The sequence below is a fragment of the Microbacterium sp. LWH11-1.2 genome, from assembly GCF_038397745.1.
Classification (GTDB): Bacteria; Actinomycetota; Actinomycetes; order Actinomycetales; family Microbacteriaceae; genus Microbacterium.
In genome coordinates this window covers 3,287,386-3,302,169 of the sequence record NZ_CP151636.1, presented here as the reverse complement: position 1 = coordinate 3,302,169, position 14,784 = coordinate 3,287,386, and the positions used below count along the sequence as shown (strand labels likewise).

16 protein-coding genes and 1 tRNA gene are annotated in these 14,784 nt (G+C 69.6%); 10 read left to right on the top strand and 7 right to left on the bottom strand.

Translation table 11 applies throughout. The features are described 5' to 3' along the window. Positions 1-17: 17 nt before the first annotated feature. Complete coding sequence (hisN, locus tag MRBLWH11_RS16095) at positions 18-815, bottom strand: histidinol-phosphatase (RefSeq protein WP_341945545.1); 798 nt, start codon at positions 813-815, stop codon at positions 18-20. Positions 816-969: 154 nt separating this feature from the next. Between hisN and MRBLWH11_RS16090 the strand changes: the two genes are divergently transcribed. The 3 genes from MRBLWH11_RS16090 (at position 970) to MRBLWH11_RS16080 (ending at position 1,939) form a co-directional block, all read left to right on the top strand. Continuing rightward, positions 970-1,042, top strand: a tRNA-Lys gene (locus MRBLWH11_RS16090). Between the two features lie 73 nt (positions 1,043-1,115). After that, entirely contained in the window at positions 1,116-1,484 is a 369-nt protein-coding gene (locus MRBLWH11_RS16085; protein WP_341945544.1) for a hypothetical protein, read from the top strand. Between the two features lie 44 nt (positions 1,485-1,528). After that, the gene (locus MRBLWH11_RS16080) at positions 1,529-1,939 is read left to right on the top strand and encodes a protease inhibitor I42 family protein (RefSeq protein WP_341945543.1); all 411 of its coding nucleotides are present in this window, start codon (positions 1,529-1,531) and stop codon (positions 1,937-1,939) included. A 1-nt stretch (position 1,940) separates the two neighbouring features. On the opposite strand, the gene MRBLWH11_RS16075 is transcribed toward MRBLWH11_RS16080, so the two are convergent. From MRBLWH11_RS16075 to MRBLWH11_RS16060, 4 genes are read right to left on the bottom strand one after another with little or no spacing between them, the layout of a single operon-like run. Next, the gene (locus MRBLWH11_RS16075; protein ID WP_341945542.1) at positions 1,941-2,423 is read right to left on the bottom strand and encodes a YbaK/EbsC family protein; all 483 of its coding nucleotides are present in this window, start codon (positions 2,421-2,423) and stop codon (positions 1,941-1,943) included. 31 nt (positions 2,424-2,454) lie between these two features. After that, positions 2,455-3,684, bottom strand: coding sequence for an MFS transporter (locus MRBLWH11_RS16070; protein WP_341945541.1), 1,230 nt, complete (start codon positions 3,682-3,684; stop codon positions 2,455-2,457). Beyond that, positions 3,681-4,118 (bottom strand): MarR family transcriptional regulator, encoded by a 438-nt coding sequence (locus tag MRBLWH11_RS16065; RefSeq protein ID WP_341945540.1) that lies wholly within the window; start codon positions 4,116-4,118, stop codon positions 3,681-3,683. The genes MRBLWH11_RS16070 and MRBLWH11_RS16065 overlap by 4 nt, the downstream gene beginning before the upstream one ends. Positions 4,119-4,155: 37 nt before the next feature. Next, positions 4,156-4,944 (bottom strand): IclR family transcriptional regulator, encoded by a 789-nt coding sequence (locus MRBLWH11_RS16060; RefSeq protein ID WP_341945539.1) that lies wholly within the window; start codon positions 4,942-4,944, stop codon positions 4,156-4,158. Positions 4,945-5,049: 105 nt separating this feature from the next. Between MRBLWH11_RS16060 and MRBLWH11_RS16055 the strand changes: the two genes are divergently transcribed. From MRBLWH11_RS16055 to MRBLWH11_RS16045, 3 genes are read left to right on the top strand one after another with little or no spacing between them, the layout of a single operon-like run. Then, positions 5,050-5,838: a CoA transferase subunit A gene (locus MRBLWH11_RS16055; RefSeq protein ID WP_341945538.1), complete on the top strand. Its 789-nt coding sequence runs from the start codon at positions 5,050-5,052 to the stop codon at positions 5,836-5,838. Position 5,839: 1 nt separating this feature from the next. Next, positions 5,840-6,508, top strand: coding sequence for a 3-oxoacid CoA-transferase subunit B (locus MRBLWH11_RS16050; RefSeq protein WP_341945537.1), 669 nt, complete (start codon positions 5,840-5,842; stop codon positions 6,506-6,508). Next, complete coding sequence (locus MRBLWH11_RS16045; RefSeq protein WP_341945536.1) at positions 6,501-7,700, top strand: acetyl-CoA C-acetyltransferase; 1,200 nt, start codon at positions 6,501-6,503, stop codon at positions 7,698-7,700. Before MRBLWH11_RS16050 ends, MRBLWH11_RS16045 begins: the two co-directional genes overlap by 8 nt. A 23-nt stretch (positions 7,701-7,723) precedes the next feature. Here the strand turns inward: MRBLWH11_RS16045 and MRBLWH11_RS16040 are convergent, their stop codons facing one another. Further along, positions 7,724-8,023, bottom strand: a complete 300-nt coding sequence (locus tag MRBLWH11_RS16040; RefSeq protein WP_341945535.1) for a hypothetical protein — start codon at positions 8,021-8,023, stop codon at positions 7,724-7,726. A 9-nt stretch (positions 8,024-8,032) separates the two neighbouring features. Next, positions 8,033-9,238, bottom strand: a complete 1,206-nt coding sequence (locus tag MRBLWH11_RS16035; protein ID WP_341945534.1) for a PLP-dependent aminotransferase family protein — start codon at positions 9,236-9,238, stop codon at positions 8,033-8,035. A gap of 220 nt (positions 9,239-9,458) precedes the next feature. On the opposite strand from MRBLWH11_RS16035, the gene MRBLWH11_RS16030 reads away from it, so the two are divergent. The 4 genes from MRBLWH11_RS16030 (at position 9,459) to ilvD (ending at position 14,777) form a co-directional block, all read left to right on the top strand. Next, complete coding sequence (locus MRBLWH11_RS16030) at positions 9,459-10,724, top strand: MFS transporter (protein ID WP_341945533.1); 1,266 nt, start codon at positions 9,459-9,461, stop codon at positions 10,722-10,724. Positions 10,725-10,795: 71 nt separating this feature from the next. After that, positions 10,796-12,226, top strand: a complete 1,431-nt coding sequence (locus MRBLWH11_RS16025) for a trehalose-6-phosphate synthase (protein WP_116635139.1) — start codon at positions 10,796-10,798, stop codon at positions 12,224-12,226. After that, positions 12,216-13,049, top strand: coding sequence for a trehalose-phosphatase (otsB, locus tag MRBLWH11_RS16020; protein WP_341945532.1), 834 nt, complete (start codon positions 12,216-12,218; stop codon positions 13,047-13,049). The genes MRBLWH11_RS16025 and otsB overlap by 11 nt, the downstream gene beginning before the upstream one ends. 9 nt (positions 13,050-13,058) lie before the next feature. Then, positions 13,059-14,777 carry a dihydroxy-acid dehydratase gene (gene ilvD / locus MRBLWH11_RS16015; RefSeq protein WP_341945531.1) on the top strand — a complete coding sequence of 573 codons (1,719 nt, stop codon included), beginning with the start codon at positions 13,059-13,061 and terminating at the stop codon, positions 14,775-14,777. Positions 14,778-14,784: the final 7 nt, after the last annotated feature.

Genomic DNA, 14,784 nt, shown 5'->3' with positions numbered 1-14,784 from the left:
CGGGCCTCGCAGTCCGATCAGTCGTGCAGGAGCGTCAGGAAGGCATCGTGGAGGACGCCGTTGGTGGCGAGGGTCGAGCGGGCGGAGATCGTGTCCTCGCCGTCGAACGACGTCATGCGTCCGCCCGCTTCCCGGACGATCGGGACGGCTGCCGCGATGTCGTACTCCTTGACGTCGAACTCGGCGACCATGTCGATGCGGCCCTCGGCCAGGAGCATGTAGGCGTAGACGTCGCCGTACGCGCGATCGCGCCAGACGTGATCCGCGAGCGTGAGGAGCGCATCACGGTGTCCGGCGCGCGACCACTGCGCGATGCTCTGGAAGCTGACGCTGGCATCGTCCAGTGCGGCCACCGAGGACGCCTGGATCCGTCGGGGTCCTTCGGGGCTCGACGTCCATGCGCCGTTGCCCGTGGACGCCCACCAGCGTCGCCCGAACGCCGGCATGCTCACGACCCCGACCTGGGGGACTCCGTCGATCGCGAGGGCGATCATCGTGCCCCACAGCGGGACGCCACGGAGGAAGTTCGCCGTGCCGTCGATCGGGTCGATGATCCACTGGCGCTGCGTGCTGCCCTGCGCTCCGAACTCCTCGCCGAAGATGCCGTCGTCGGGGCGCTCGGCCTCGAGGATGCCGCGGATCGCGCGCTCGGTCGCGAGGTCGGCGTCGGTCACGTGCGAGTTGTCGGCCTTCGTCGAGATCTCGAGGTCCGCGGAGTCGAAACGCGGGAGCGACTGGGCATCGGCGGCATCCGCGAGGCGGAGCGCGAGCTCGAGGTCGCGGGTGAGGAGGTCGTCGCTGGGGGAGGCGGTCACGGTCCCAGAATAGTCGTTCGTGCGAGGCGGCCAGAGGGACGTTCCGCCAGGTTTCTGGCCCGTCCGGCGTCTGCCACGCCCGGGGTGACCTCGATTTCGCCTCGGGCCCATCGGCTGGTAATGTAATTCCTCGGTCGGGGTCATCCCGGGCCACGCACCTCTAGCTCAATCGGCAGAGCAACTGACTCTTAATCAGTGGGTTCTCGGTTCAAGTCCGAGGGGGTGCACGGATCAGCCTCGGAAACTCTCGCCAGTTTCCGGGGCTTTTCTGCTTTCACGGCTGCGGCGTAGTGTTCCGCTATGGAAACCACCCCTGAGCGCATCTCCGAGCTGCGTCCGGATGAGGTCTTCGTGTTCGGTTCGAATGCGGCAGGCCAGCATGGCGGCAGTGCGGCGCGCATCGCCCATGAGAGGTTCGGCGCGGTGTGGGGTGAGGGCCACGGGCGCCACGGTCAGACCTACGCGATCGACACGATGAGCGGGCTGGACGTGCTCGAGAGCGAGGCGCGCGCCTTCATCGCCTATGCGTCGGTGCACCCGGAACTGCGGTTCCTGCTGACGCCCGTCGGCTGCGGCATCGCCGGTTACACGCCGGAACAGGTCGCGCCCCTGTTCATCGGGGTCCCGCCGAACGTGACGGTCCCCGCATCGTTCGCTCCGCTCCTCTGACGCGACATGCGATACCGTGATCCTCATCTCGGAGGGGGAGTGCGATGCACGGATTCATTCGGTCCGCAGTGATCCTGGTCGGCACGATCGCCGTGGCAGCGGGACTCGCGTCCTGCGCCAGCGCGGCTGAGAAGGTCATCGACCACACGGCGGACTCCGTCACTCTCGCCCCGGGTGAGGCGCTCGTCATCGACTTCGGCGAGGTCAACTCCTCGGTGGGTGAGGACTGGGAGATCACGCAGGAGCCCGATCCCGCTGTACTCGGCCCCGGGGAGGAGCGCTCGCGCTATCTCGGCGAGGACGGCATGACCGGTGCGCCCAGCGAGGTCACGTACCGATTCGCGCCGGCGGGGGAGGGGACGACCGTGATCGAGTTCGAGTACCGCTTCCGTGGGGAGATCCCGGAGGACCCGGAAGATCAGAAGACGGCGAAGATCGAAGTCACGGTGAAGTGACTCACACCACCGCGATGACCTGACCGTCGGTGATCCGACGGAGTTCGTCGAAGGTCAGAGGCATCACTGTGTGCGGGTGTCCGGCTGCGGCCCAGATCACGTCGAACCGCTGCAGGTCCTCGTCGACGAAGGTGCGCAGAGCGGCAGGGTGACCCACCGGAGCGACTCCGCCGATCACCTGGCCCGTGGCAGACCGGACGACGGATGCCGGTGCCATCACGATCTCCGCGGCGCCGATGTTCCGGGCCAGCACCACGAGATCGGCACGGTGTCCGCCGCTCGTCATCACCAGTACCGGTGCGCCGTCGGCGAGGAACACGAGGCTGTTGGCGATCGCGGCGACCTCGCAGCCGATCGCGGACGCGGCTTCGACCGCGGTGCGAGCAGAGTCGGGGAGGACGCGGATCTCGGTGTCCACGCCGGCATCCGTCAGGTGACGGTGCACGATGACGCTGCGTTCGGGGAGGGAGGAGGCATCGCTCATCGCTCCACCGTAGCGAAGCCCGACGAGCGCCTCAGGCGGCATCACCGATCAGGATCGCCTCAGCGTCTTCGGCAGCCGCATCTGATGGCTCGTCATCGATGTGCGCGAGCACGCGGCGTCCGAGGAACACCGTGAGGGCGGCGAGCAGCACGGACACGGCGGCGAAGAGATACGGCACCGTCGCGTTGAACGCGTGCCACAGCAGCGCGGCGATCGGCGGAGCCATGGCGCCGCCCAGGAAGCGGACGGCCGAGTAGGCCGACGACGCCACGGAGCGGGGGAGGTCGGTCGCCTCCATCACGGCCTCCGTCAGGACGGTGTTCATCACACCGAGCAGCAGTCCGCCGATCACGATGCAGGCGACCAGGGCGCCGGCGCTTCTGACGACGAGCCCGGCGGCCACGAGATCGAGCGCGAGCAGCGGCAGCACGATGAGGATGATGCGGGTCCGCGGCATCCGACGCATCAGGACGGGAGCGACCCAGACGCTCGTGACCGCGAGGGCGACACCCCAGCCGAAGAACGCGAACCCGATGCCGAGCGCTCCGAATCCGAGCGGGAACGGCGAGAACGCCAGGAGGACGAAGAATCCGATGTTGTAGAACAGGGCGGCGACCGCGAGGATCGCGAGCGCGGGCTGACGCAACGCGGTGAACGGCGCCGAGAAGGGCACCGGCTGACGCTTCTCACCGGGACCACGCAGGAGCACCAGCACGGCGACGAAGGCGATGGCCATGAGGGCGACGACGCCGAAGAACGGCCCGCGCCAGCTCTGCTCGCCGAGGATTCCGCCGAGGAGCGGACCGATCGCGATGCCGAGTCCGAGGGCGGCCTCGTACAGGATGATGGCCGCGCTGCTGCCGCCGGATGCCGCCCCGACGATCGTGGCGAGGGCCGTGGAGATGAAGAGCGCGTTGCCGAGTCCCCAACCCGCACGGAACCCGATGACGGCATCGACGCTGCCGCTGAGCGCGCAGAGGAGCGAGAAGGCGACGATCAGCGCCAGGCCGATCAGGAGTGTGGCCTTGGCGCCGATCCGGCTGGAGATCCAGCTCGTCACGAGCATCGCCAGCCCCGTCACCAGCAGGTAGCTCGTGAAGAGCAGCTCGGTCTCGACCGGCGAGGCCTCGAGGGACTCGGCGATCGCCGGGAGGATCGGGTCGACGAGCCCGATGCCCATGAAGGCGACGACGCAGGCGAACGCGACGGCCCAGACCTGCGCGGGCTGCTTCCATACCGAGGTGGTGGCGGGGGTGTTCACCGTGCTTCTCCTGTCGAGTCGGGGGTGGTGTGCGCGGCGAGGATCTCGGCCGCTCGGCTGAGGGCGCTCCAGTCGTCGTCGCTCAGGCCCGCGAAGCGCGGAGCGAGCGTCTCGCGGAACTCCCGACGCCACGCGGAGAGCGTGTCGGCGCCGTGCGCCGTGATGTCGACGACGATGGCCCGTGAATCGTCCGGGTCGGAGGAGCGTCGCACGAGTCCGTCCCGCTCGAGTCCGCCGATCAGGCGCGTCATGCCGGGCTGCGTCGTGCGCGCGGCGGAAGCGAGAGTGCCGACGCGCTGCGCTCCCGCCTGTTCCAGGAGACTCAGTACGCGCCACTGGGCGGCTGGTGCATCGTTGCCGGCATCCTGCGCGGCGATGCGCCCGAGCGCGTAGCCGGAGAGCACGAGCGAAGGGATCACTTCCGAACGATTCATACCAGCAATTATATACCTGTTGGTATGAATCGGGCTCTCACCGCCGAGCGCTCGCGATGCGCGCCGACAGCTGGTGCGCGTGAGACAGCAGCGTGCGGCCGAGTTCGGCGATGCGATCGTGGCCGAAGCGGAACTCCACACCGGTGAGGCTGAGCGCCCATTCCGGGCGACCTGCGCGATCGAACACGGCGGCCCCCATGCCCCAGCTGCCCTCCACGATCAAGCCCGGATTCACGGCGTAGCCGCGCTCCTTCGTCTCGGTCAGCCGTGTGCGCAGCGGGAGGTCTCCGTGCGCGCGGCCCCAGCTGCTCTCCAGCTCCGGATGACGTTCGAGGTACGCATCCACATCGTGGTCAGGGAGGAAGGCCAGGATGGCGAGACCCGCGCTCGCGACACCCAGGGGGAACCGCACGCCCTCACTGAGCACGAACGAGCGGATCGGGAACGATCCCTCCTCGCGCAGCAGGCACACCGTCTCGTCGGCGCGCCGCACGGAGAAGAAGGCGCTCTCCTCGGTCTTGACGGCCAGCGAGCGAACGATGTCGCGCGCGAGCCCGGTGACGTCGTACCTCGCCGCCGCCACCGACCCCATGAGGAAGAGCTCGGGCCCCGGCATCCAGCGGGTGCTCTCGCCGTCTCGATCGACCAGTCCCTCGGCCTTCAGCGCGCTGAGCAGGCGGTGCGCGGTCGATCTCGAGAGATCCGCCGCGCGAGCCAGGTCCTGCAGAGAAGCCCCCTCGGCGCCGGCCGCCGTGACGAGGCGCAGCAGGGAGGCGGCTCTGGCGATGGCCTGAGCGCCGGGGACGGTGCGGGATGCCGGTTCCATAATGTGGACGCTATCTCCGAGATCGCCCACATCGCAAGACTGTTGTTCCCTCGTCGGGGGAGAAAGGCGGATGCTGGACGAGGACGCGTATTCGAAGGAGCAGGCGTGATCGACAAACAGTGGGAATCGGCGGCAGCGGCCGTCTCCGACATCACAGACGGTTCATCTCTCGCGGTCGGAGGGTTCGGTCTCTCCGGCAACCCGATCGCCCTCATCGAGGCTCTGCTCGCGCAGGGGACGAAAGGGCTCAGCGTCGTCAGCAACAACTGCGGCGTGGACGACTGGGGCCTCGGGGTCCTGCTCGCGGCACAGCGCATCCGCAAGATGACCTCGTCGTACGTCGGCGAGAACAAGGAGTTCGAGCGGCAGTTCCTCTCGGGCGAGCTCGAACTCGAACTGACCCCGCAGGGCACGCTCGCCGAGAAGCTCCGGGCCGGCGGCTCCGGCATCGCCGCGTTCTTCACCCAGACCGGGGTCGGCACGCAGGTCGCCGAGGGAGGGCTGCCCCGGAGATACAACACGGACGGGTCGATCGCCGTGGCCTCCCCGGTGAAGGACGTCCGCACGTTCGACGTGGACGGCGTGCCGAAGGAGTTCGTCCTCGAGGAGGCCATCACGACCGACTTCTCCCTCGTGCACGCCGCCGCCGGCGACCGCCACGGCAACCTCGTCTTCAACAAGGCGGCGCGCAACTTCAACCCGCTCGCCGCGATGGCCGGTCGCGTGTGCATCGCGCAGGTCGAGCGACTCGTGGAACCGGGCGACCTCGACCCGGACAGCATCCATCTGCCGGGCGTCTACGTGCATCGCATCGTCGAGGTCGGCCCCGACATCCCCAAGCGCATCGAGCGGCGCACGGTCTCCGACCCTGCTGCCGCCGTGGAAGGAGCCTGACATGGCGCTCACCCGCGACCAGATGGCCGCACGGGCCGCTGCCGAGCTCGAGGACGGCGCCTATGTCAACCTCGGCATCGGCCTTCCCACGCTCGTGCCGAACCACGTGCCCGTAAATGTCACCGTCGTGCTGCAGTCGGAGAACGGCATCCTCGGCGTCGGTCCCTACCCGCGCGAGGAGGCCGTCGACCCCGACCTCATCAACGCCGGCAAGGAGACCGTCACGGTCCTGCCGGGATCCGCGTTCTTCGACTCTGCGGCGAGCTTCGGCATGATCCGCGGCGGGAAGATCGACGCCGCGATCCTCGGCGCGATGCAGGTGTCGGCATCCGGCGATCTCGCCAACTGGATGATCCCGGGCAAGATGGTCAAGGGGCCGGGCGGAGCCATGGACCTGGTGCACGGGGCCGGCCGCGTGATCGTGCTGATGGAGCATGTCGCTCGCGACGGGAGCGCGAAGATCGTCGACAGCTGCTCGCTCCCGCTCACCGGACGAGGGGTCGTCGACCGGATCATCACAGACCTGGCGGTCATCGACATCACGGAACAGGGCCTCGTCCTCGTGGAGCTCGCCCCCGGCGTGACCGTGGACGAGGTCGTCGCGGCGACCGAGCCGCCTCTCATCATCGCGGACGCTCTCACCGACGGAAGGATCGAAGAACATGGCTGAACATAACGGGGCGGAGGACGACATCGTCATCGTCGCCGCAGCGCGCACCCCGCAGGGACGCCTCAAGGGGCAGCTGGCCGCCTTCACGGCGCCGCAGCTCGGCGCCTTCGCCATCCGCGGCGCACTGGAGCAGGGTTCCGTCGATCCGGCCGACATCGATGCGGTCATCGTCGGCCAGGTGCTCGCCGCGGGGTCGGGGCAGAACGCCGCCCGCCAGGCCGCGATCGGCGCCGGGATCGGCTGGGACGTGCCGGCGCACTCGGTGAACAAGGTCTGCCTCTCGGGACTGACCGCGATCATCGACGCCGCGCGGATGATCCGCACGGGCGACGCGGAGGTCGTCGTGGCGGCGGGCATGGAGTCGATGACACGTGCCCCGCACCTGCTGATGGGCTCCCGCGACGGGTGGACCTACGGCAGCGTCGAGGTGCTCGACCACATGGCCTACGACGGGCTGACGGATGCCTACGACCGCGAGAGCATGGGCGCGTCGACCGAGCGGCACAACGCGCGGTACGAGCTGACGCGCGAGGCGCAGGATGCCGTCGCCGCGCTCTCGCATCAGCGCGCGGCCGCCGCGCAGGAGGCCGGTGCTTTCGACGCCGAGCTGGTGACCGTCTCGGTGCCGCAGCGCAGAGGCGAGCCGCTTCTGGTGACGAAGGATGAGGGCGTCCGCCCGGAGACCACCGTCGAGACGCTCGCCGGTCTGCGTGCGGCGTTCGCCGAAGGCGGCTCCATCACCGCGGGGAACTCCTCGCAGATCTCGGACGGTGCATCCGCCGTCATCGTCACGTCTCGCAGGGTCGCCCAGTCCAAGGGCTGGCCAGTGCTCGTGACCGTCGGCGCGAGCGGACAGACGGCCGGCCCCGACAACTCGCTGCAGGCTCAGCCGGCTCGTGCGATCGAGCGGGCTTGCGAGAAGCAGGGGATCTCACCCGCAGACCTCGATCTCGTCGAGATCAACGAGGCGTTCGGCGCTGTGGTCGCCCGCTCACAGGTGGAGCTCGGGCTGGACAGCGAGATCGTCAACATCCACGGCGGCGGCATCGCGATCGGACACCCGATCGGCGCATCGGGCAACAGGCTCGTGGTGCACCTGGCCCATGAGCTGGCCCGTCGAGGCGGCGGAACCGCAGCCGTCGGGCTGTGCGGCGGCGGGGGTCAGGGCGAGGCGCTCATCCTCACACGCTAGAGCGGAGTGCGCCAAGGGTCGTCTCAGTTGCGACGGTCCTTGGCGTGGTCCTGCGCGTCGGCGAGTGCCTTCTGCGAGCGGAACTGCAGGCGCTGCGCCTTCTTCGACTTCTTGACCGACTGCGGGGAGTCCGCGTCGACGAGCACGCCGCGACGTTCGCGATTCATGTCGACGACCGCTCCGACGGCGAGCGCCATGGTGATGCCCCAGCTCACCCACGACAGGGCGGCACGCCAGGTGATGGGTTCCTGGCGGGTGCCGCGCAGCAGCGAGATCCCCGCGGAGATCGCGGCGACGAGTCCTGTGCTGAAGAGGTAGCGCATGCTCCTACGCTACCCGCCTGCCGCCCAGGCCGTCCCGAGCCTTGACAACCCCTCCCTGATGCTGGCAGGAGGGTAGGTGGTGAAGGAGAGGCGGAGGGTGCGCACATCGGGAGTCCCGGAGAAGAACGACGCCCCGGGGACGTAGGCGACGTCCTGCGCGAGGGCGGCGCCGAGCGAGGCCGCGGCATCCATCCCCTCCGGCAGGCGCACCCACACGAACATGCCGCCGTCCGGCCTGTTCCACTCGCTTCCGGAGGGAAGGACGTCGGGAAGCGCATCGAGCATGGCGTTCCGTCGCTCCGCGTAGGCGGAGCGGATGCGGTCGAGCGCCGGCTCTCCCCGTCCGGAGAGGAGGTAGTGCGCTGCGGCGGCCTGATCGATCGTCGACGTGTGCAGATCTGCCGCCTGCTTCGCGATCGTGACCGTCGGGCGCACATCCGGGGTCGTGCGGATCCATCCGATCCTGAGCCCCGGGGCGATCACCTTCGAGAAGCTGCCGAGGCTCAGGACGTGGTCGGGTGCGAACGCCGCCAGAGACGGCAGCGCATCACCGGAGTAGCGGAGTTGACGGTACGGCTCGTCCTCGATGATCCGGATGCCGTGCCGCTGCGCGATCTCGGCGATCCGCACCCGCGCCTCCCGATCGTGAGTGCGACCGGTGGGGTTCTGGAACGTCGGCACGGTGTAGAAGAACTTCGGCGCCGTGTCGGCGGCGAGACGCTCCAGGGCGTCGAGGTCGAGGCGGTCGCCGGCGTAGGGGACGCCGACGACACGCGCCCCGGCGAGAGCGAAGGTCTGCAGCGCCGCGAGGTAGCACGGCTCCTCGACGAGGATCGTGTCTCCCGGGTCGATCAGCGAGGTCGCGAGCAGCCCGAGCCCCTGCTGCGACCCGGTGGTGACGATCAGATCGGATGCCACGGTCTCCAGGCCGTCCTCGGTGTAGCGCCGGGCGACCTCCTCGCGGAGAGCGGTGCTGCCTTCCGAGGTCGAGTACTGGAGGACTGCGGGGGACGACAGCACGGCGTCGAAGGACGCGCGGATCCCGTCGAGGTCGAAGAGCTCGGGGGCCGGCAGTCCGCCCGCGAAGGAGATGACCTCGGGACGCTCGGTGAGCGCGAGCAGGTCGCGCACCGGTGAGGTCTTCGCGGAACCCGCGCGCTGCGAGCGGTCCGGGAGCGCACGGGTGGGCATGGAGGTCTGCGGGGCAGCGGACAACGGTTCCTCCTGGAAGGGGAGTGCGACGGAGTGTCGACCAGACTAGCGGTGCCCCGCGTGCGGCGGAGTCCGTGCCCTCCCTGCCGCTGTCCAGTGCGACCCGATACCATGGGGGGTGTCGCGGCTCGTCCGCGGCCGCACAGACCGTGTAACTACCGGCCGCGGGCATTCCCGCGGACAGCGGCGGCACCCGACATCGCGTCATCGACGCGCGAGAGCCATGACACACGCATCACCGCACACCACGACGCTCCGTTCCGACGAGCCCAGCCTCTTCCGCCTGGCAGGGCTCCCGTACTTCCTGATCGCCTTCATCGCGCGACTGCCGTTCGCGATGATGGTCGTCGGGGTGCTCACCGTCGTCGTCTCGGCGCGGGGGTCGCTCTCGCTCGGCGGGCTCACCTCCGCCGCCGTGGGGCTCGGGACGGCGTGCTTCGGCCCGCTGCTCGGAGCGGCGGCCGACCGCTGGGGGCAGCGCGGCGTGCTCCTCGCACTCGCGCTGGCGAACGGCGCGATGCTCGTGGTCTTCACCCTGGTCGTCTACGGCAGCGCGGCGGACGGCTTCGTGCTGTTGGCGGCGGCGGGCATCGGCGCGACGGCACCGCAGGTCGCGCCGCTGTCCCGCTCACGTCTGGTCACGATCATCCGCGAGCGGATGCCGGATGCCCGGCAGGCGCGCACCCTCTCCGGCACGATGGCCTACGAGTCCGCGGCGGACGAGACCGTCTTCGTCTTCGGGCCCTTCCTTGTCGGCGTCCTCGCCTCGGCGCTCGCGCCCTGGGCGCCCCTGGCCGGAGCCGCGGCCCTCACCGTGCTGTTCGTCGGCGCGTTCGCCCTGCATCCGAGCGGCCGCCACGTCTCGCAGGAGCGCGACGCCGACGGCAAGGCGCCGTCCGCCGTCTCGGAGCTCTTCCGTCCGCAGCTCCTCATCGTCGTGCTCGGCATCCTCGGAGTGGGGGTCTTCTTCGGCGCGATGCTGACCGCGCTCACGTCCTTCATGGCCGACCGCGGCGCGCCGGAGCAGGCCGGACTCCTGTACGGCGTGATGGGCGTCGGCTCCGCGATCCTCGCGCTCGGCGTCGCCTGGCTGCCGCCCGCGTTCACCCTGCGCGCGCGGTGGCTGGTGTTCTCCGGCATCCTGCTCGCCGGCACCGTGCTGCTCGTGTTCGTGGATTCGCCGGGCACGATGATGGTCGCGCTCGCCATCATGGGGATCGGCATCGGACCGACACTCGTCACCCAGTACAGCTTCGGCGCCGCCCGCAGTCCGCTCGGCCGCTCGGCGACCGTCATGACGATGCTCGGCTCCGGGGTCGTCGTGGGGCAGTCCCTGGGTGCCGCGACGACCGGGGAGATCGCCGAGGGGGTCGGCACGGCCCCGGCCCTGCTGATCCCGATGATCGCGGCGGCCCTCGTGTTCGTCGCCGGACTCGCCAACTGGTTCCTCAGTCGCACGACGCCGCGTGCCGTGCGCGTCGCCGCCTGACGCCGTGGCGGAAGCAGCCTCGCAACCTCGGTAGCCTGGGGACATCCGTTCCCCTGTCGTGAGGAGTCCGCATGGCCGCCGCAGATTTCGTCGTGGTCGCCAACAGGCTTCCCGTCGACCGTGTCCCCGGTCCCGATGGCGAAGAGGTGTGGCGCACGTCTCCCGGCGGCCTGGTCGCCGCTCTCGAGCCCGTGATGCAGGGCGTCAACGGCGCCTGGGTCGGCTGGCCCGGGCAGGCTGATCTCGAGCTCAAGCCGTTCACGTCCGGCGGCCTCCGGCTGATCCCGATCGCGCTGAGCGAGCAGGAGATCGCCGAGTACTACGAGGGCTTCTCCAACGACACGATCTGGCCGCTCTACCACGACGTCATCGCGCCGCCCCAGTACCACCGCGAGTGGTGGGACGCCTACGTCGCCGTGAACCGCCGCTTCGCCGACGCCGCTGCCGCCGCCGTGGCGCAGGACGGCACGGTGTGGGTGCACGACTACCAGCTGCAGCTCGTTCCGCAGATGGTCCGCGCCCTGCGCCCGGACGTGACGATCGGCTACTTCCACCACATCCCGTTCCCGACGCACGGGCTGTACGCCCAGCTCCCGTGGCGGGGACAGGTGCTGCGCGGCCTCCTCGGTGCCGACGTGATCGGGTTCCAGCGCGCGACCGACGCCACCAACTTCCTCAACGCGATCCGGCGACGGCTGAAGTACGAGATCAAGTCGTCGACGGTCACGGTGCCGTCGGGCAACGGCGAGGTCGACGACAGGGGAGAGTCGCATCGCGCTCTGGTGAAGGCCTTCCCGATCTCGATCGACACCGTGCCGTACCTGGAACTCGCCGCGCGCCCCGACATCCAGGCCCGTGCCGCCGAGATCAGGGAGAGCCTGGGCAATCCGAAGCGGATCCTGCTCGGTGTCGATCGCCTCGACTACACGAAGGGCATCGGCCACCGCGTCAAGGCGTACGGCGAGCTGCTGGCATCCGGTCAGCTCTCGGTCGAGGACGTCACCCTCGTGCAGGTGGCGAGCCCGAGCCGTGAGCGCGTCGACGCCTACGCCAACCTGCGCGACGAGATCGAGCTCGCCGTCAGCCGCATCAACGGCGACACCGACACCATGGGGCACACCGCCATCCGGTACCTGCACCAGGGATTCCCGCGCGAGGAGATGGTCGCCCTGTACCTCGCCGCCGATGTGATGCTCGTGACCGCGCTGCGCGACGGCATGAACCTCGTGGCGAAGGAGTACGTCGCCACCCGCACCGACAACCGAGGCGCGCTCGTGCTGAGCGAGTTCGCCGGGGCCGCCGACGAACTGGGCAGCGCGATCCTGGTGAACCCGCATGACATCGAGGGCCTCAAGGAGGCGATCATGCGCGCCGTCGAGATGCCTCCGCGCGAGCAGTCCCGGCGGATGCGGTCGATGCGCCGCCGCGTGCTCGACCACGATGTGAACGCCTGGTCCGACTCCTTCCTGTCGGCCCTCACCGCAGCGCGCGATGCACGCTGACACCCTGACCTCGAACGGAGAGCACGTGACCCGCGCCTGGACCCCCGGAGCCCCCGACGCCGACCTGTCGGCCCTCGCCGCGACGCCCCGTCTGGTGGTCGCCCTCGACTTCGACGGCACCGCGTCGCCCCTCGTGCCCGATCCCATGGCGGCACGGGCACTCCCCGAGGTCGCGACGCAGGTGGCCAGGCTCGCCGCCCTGCCCGACACCGTGGTCGCCTATGTCTCCGGACGCAGCATGCACGACCTCCGGGTGATCACCGAGCACGACGACGACTCCGTCATCGCGCTGGCCGGGTCGCACGGCGCCCAGTACTGGTTCCCGGGCGAGGGCGAAGCCGCGTCGACGGGTGAGGCGACGGAGGACGGCGCGCGCGAGGAGCTGTGGGCGGCGGCCAAGCCCATCATCGAGCGCTACGAGGGGGCCGAGTTCGAGCCCAAGACGTTCGGGATGGGCGTGCACACCCGACGCGCGGACCGCGAGACGGAGGAGCGCGTCTTCGCGGAGATCGACGCTCTCGTCGCTGAGCGGTTCCCGCACTGGCGCCGTCGCGCGGGACACCGTGTGCTGGAGTTCTCGTCGCGCACCGAGGGGAAGGATGCCGCGGTCGCCGCCCTGCGCGAGCGCTTCGACGCCACCGGCATCCTGTTCGCGGGCGACGACGTGACCGACGAGGATGCCATCGGCGTGCTGCAGGACGGCGATCTCGGCGTGCGCGTGGGACCGGGGGAGAGCGCCGCGATCCTGCGTGTGGAGAACCCACAAGAGATGGCCCGGCTTCTGGAGGCCCTCGCGGACGAGCGCTCCGCGCGGCGGGAATAGACTTCCGTCATGTCCTCGCTCGATCCTGATCCCCGCGCGTCCATCGACATCAAGCCCCGCAGCCGCGTCGTCACCGACGGCATCGAGGCGACGACCTCCCGTGGCATGCTCCGTGCCGTCGGCATGGGCGACGCCGACTGGGAGAAGCCGCAGATCGGCATCGCCTCCAGCTGGAACGAGATCACGCCCTGCAACCTGAGCCTCGACCGGCTCGCCCAGGGCGCGAAGGAGGGCGTGCACTCGGGCGGCGGGTACCCGCTGCAGTTCGGCACGATCTCGGTCTCGGACGGCATCTCGATGGGCCACGAGGGGATGCACTTCTCGCTCGTCTCGCGCGAGGTCATCGCCGACTCGGTCGAGACCGTGATGATGGCCGAGCGCCTCGACGGTTCCGTGCTGCTCGCCGGCTGCGACAAGTCGATCCCGGGCATGCTCATGGCCAGCGCCCGCCTCGATCTCTCGAGCGTGTTCCTGTACGCGGGCTCCATCGCCCCCGGATGGGTGAAGCTGTCGGACGGCACCGAGAAGGACGTCACCATCATCGACTCGTTCGAGGCGGTCGGCGCGTGCCGAGCCGGTCTCATGAGCGAAGAGGATCTGAAGCGCATCGAGTGCGCCATCGCCCCGGGTGAAGGCGCCTGCGGCGGCATGTACACCGCGAACACCATGGCGTCCGTCGCCGAGGCTCTCGGCCTCAGCCTCCCCGGTTCCGCCGCACCGCCCGCGGCCGACCGGCGCCGGGACTACTACGCGCACCGCTCCGGCGAGGCCGTGGTCAACCTGCTCCGTCAGGGCATCACCACCCGCGACATCCTCACCAAGGAAGCGTTCGAGAACGCGATCGCACTGGCGATGGCGCTCGGCGGCTCGACCAACGTCGTGCTGCACCTGCTCGCGATCGCCCGCGAGGCGGATGTCGACCTGAACCTGCACGACTTCAACCGCATCGGCGACAAGGTGCCGCACGTCGCCGACATGAAGCCGTTCGGCAAGTACGTCATGAACGACGTCGACCGCCACGGCGGCATCCCGGTGATCATGAAGGCCATGCTCGACGAGGGCCTGCTGCACGGCGACGCGCTCACCGTGACGGGCAAGACGCTCGCCGAGAACCTCGCCGAGCTCGATCCGCAGCCGATCGACGGCACCGTGATCCACACGTTCGACAACCCGATCCACGCCACCGGCGGTCTGACGATCCTGCACGGCTCACTCGCTCCCGAGGGTGCGGTCGTCAAGACGGCCGGGTTCGATGCCGCGGTCTTCGAGGGACCGGCGCGGGTGTTCGAGCGCGAGCGCGCGGCGATGGATGCCGTCGCCGAGGGCGAGATCGAACCGGGAACCGTCATCGTCATCCGCTACGAAGGACCCAAGGGCGGTCCCGGCATGCGGGAGATGCTGGCCATCACCGCGGCCATCAAGGGCGCTGGCCTCGGAAAAGATGTACTACTCTTGACAGACGGACGATTCTCAGGCGGCACAACCGGCCTGTGCATCGGCCACATAGCACCCGAAGCGGTGGACGCAGGTCCGATCGCCTTCGTGCGCGATGGTGATCTGATACGGGTCGATATCGCAGCTCGCTCTCTCGACCTACTCGTCGACGACGCTGAGCTCGCCTCCCGCCGCTCTGGCTGGGAGCCGCTTCCCCCGCGCTACACCCGAGGCGTTCTCGCCAAGTACTCGCGCCTCGTGCGGTCCGCCGCCGAGGGAGCGACCACCGGTTGATCCGATT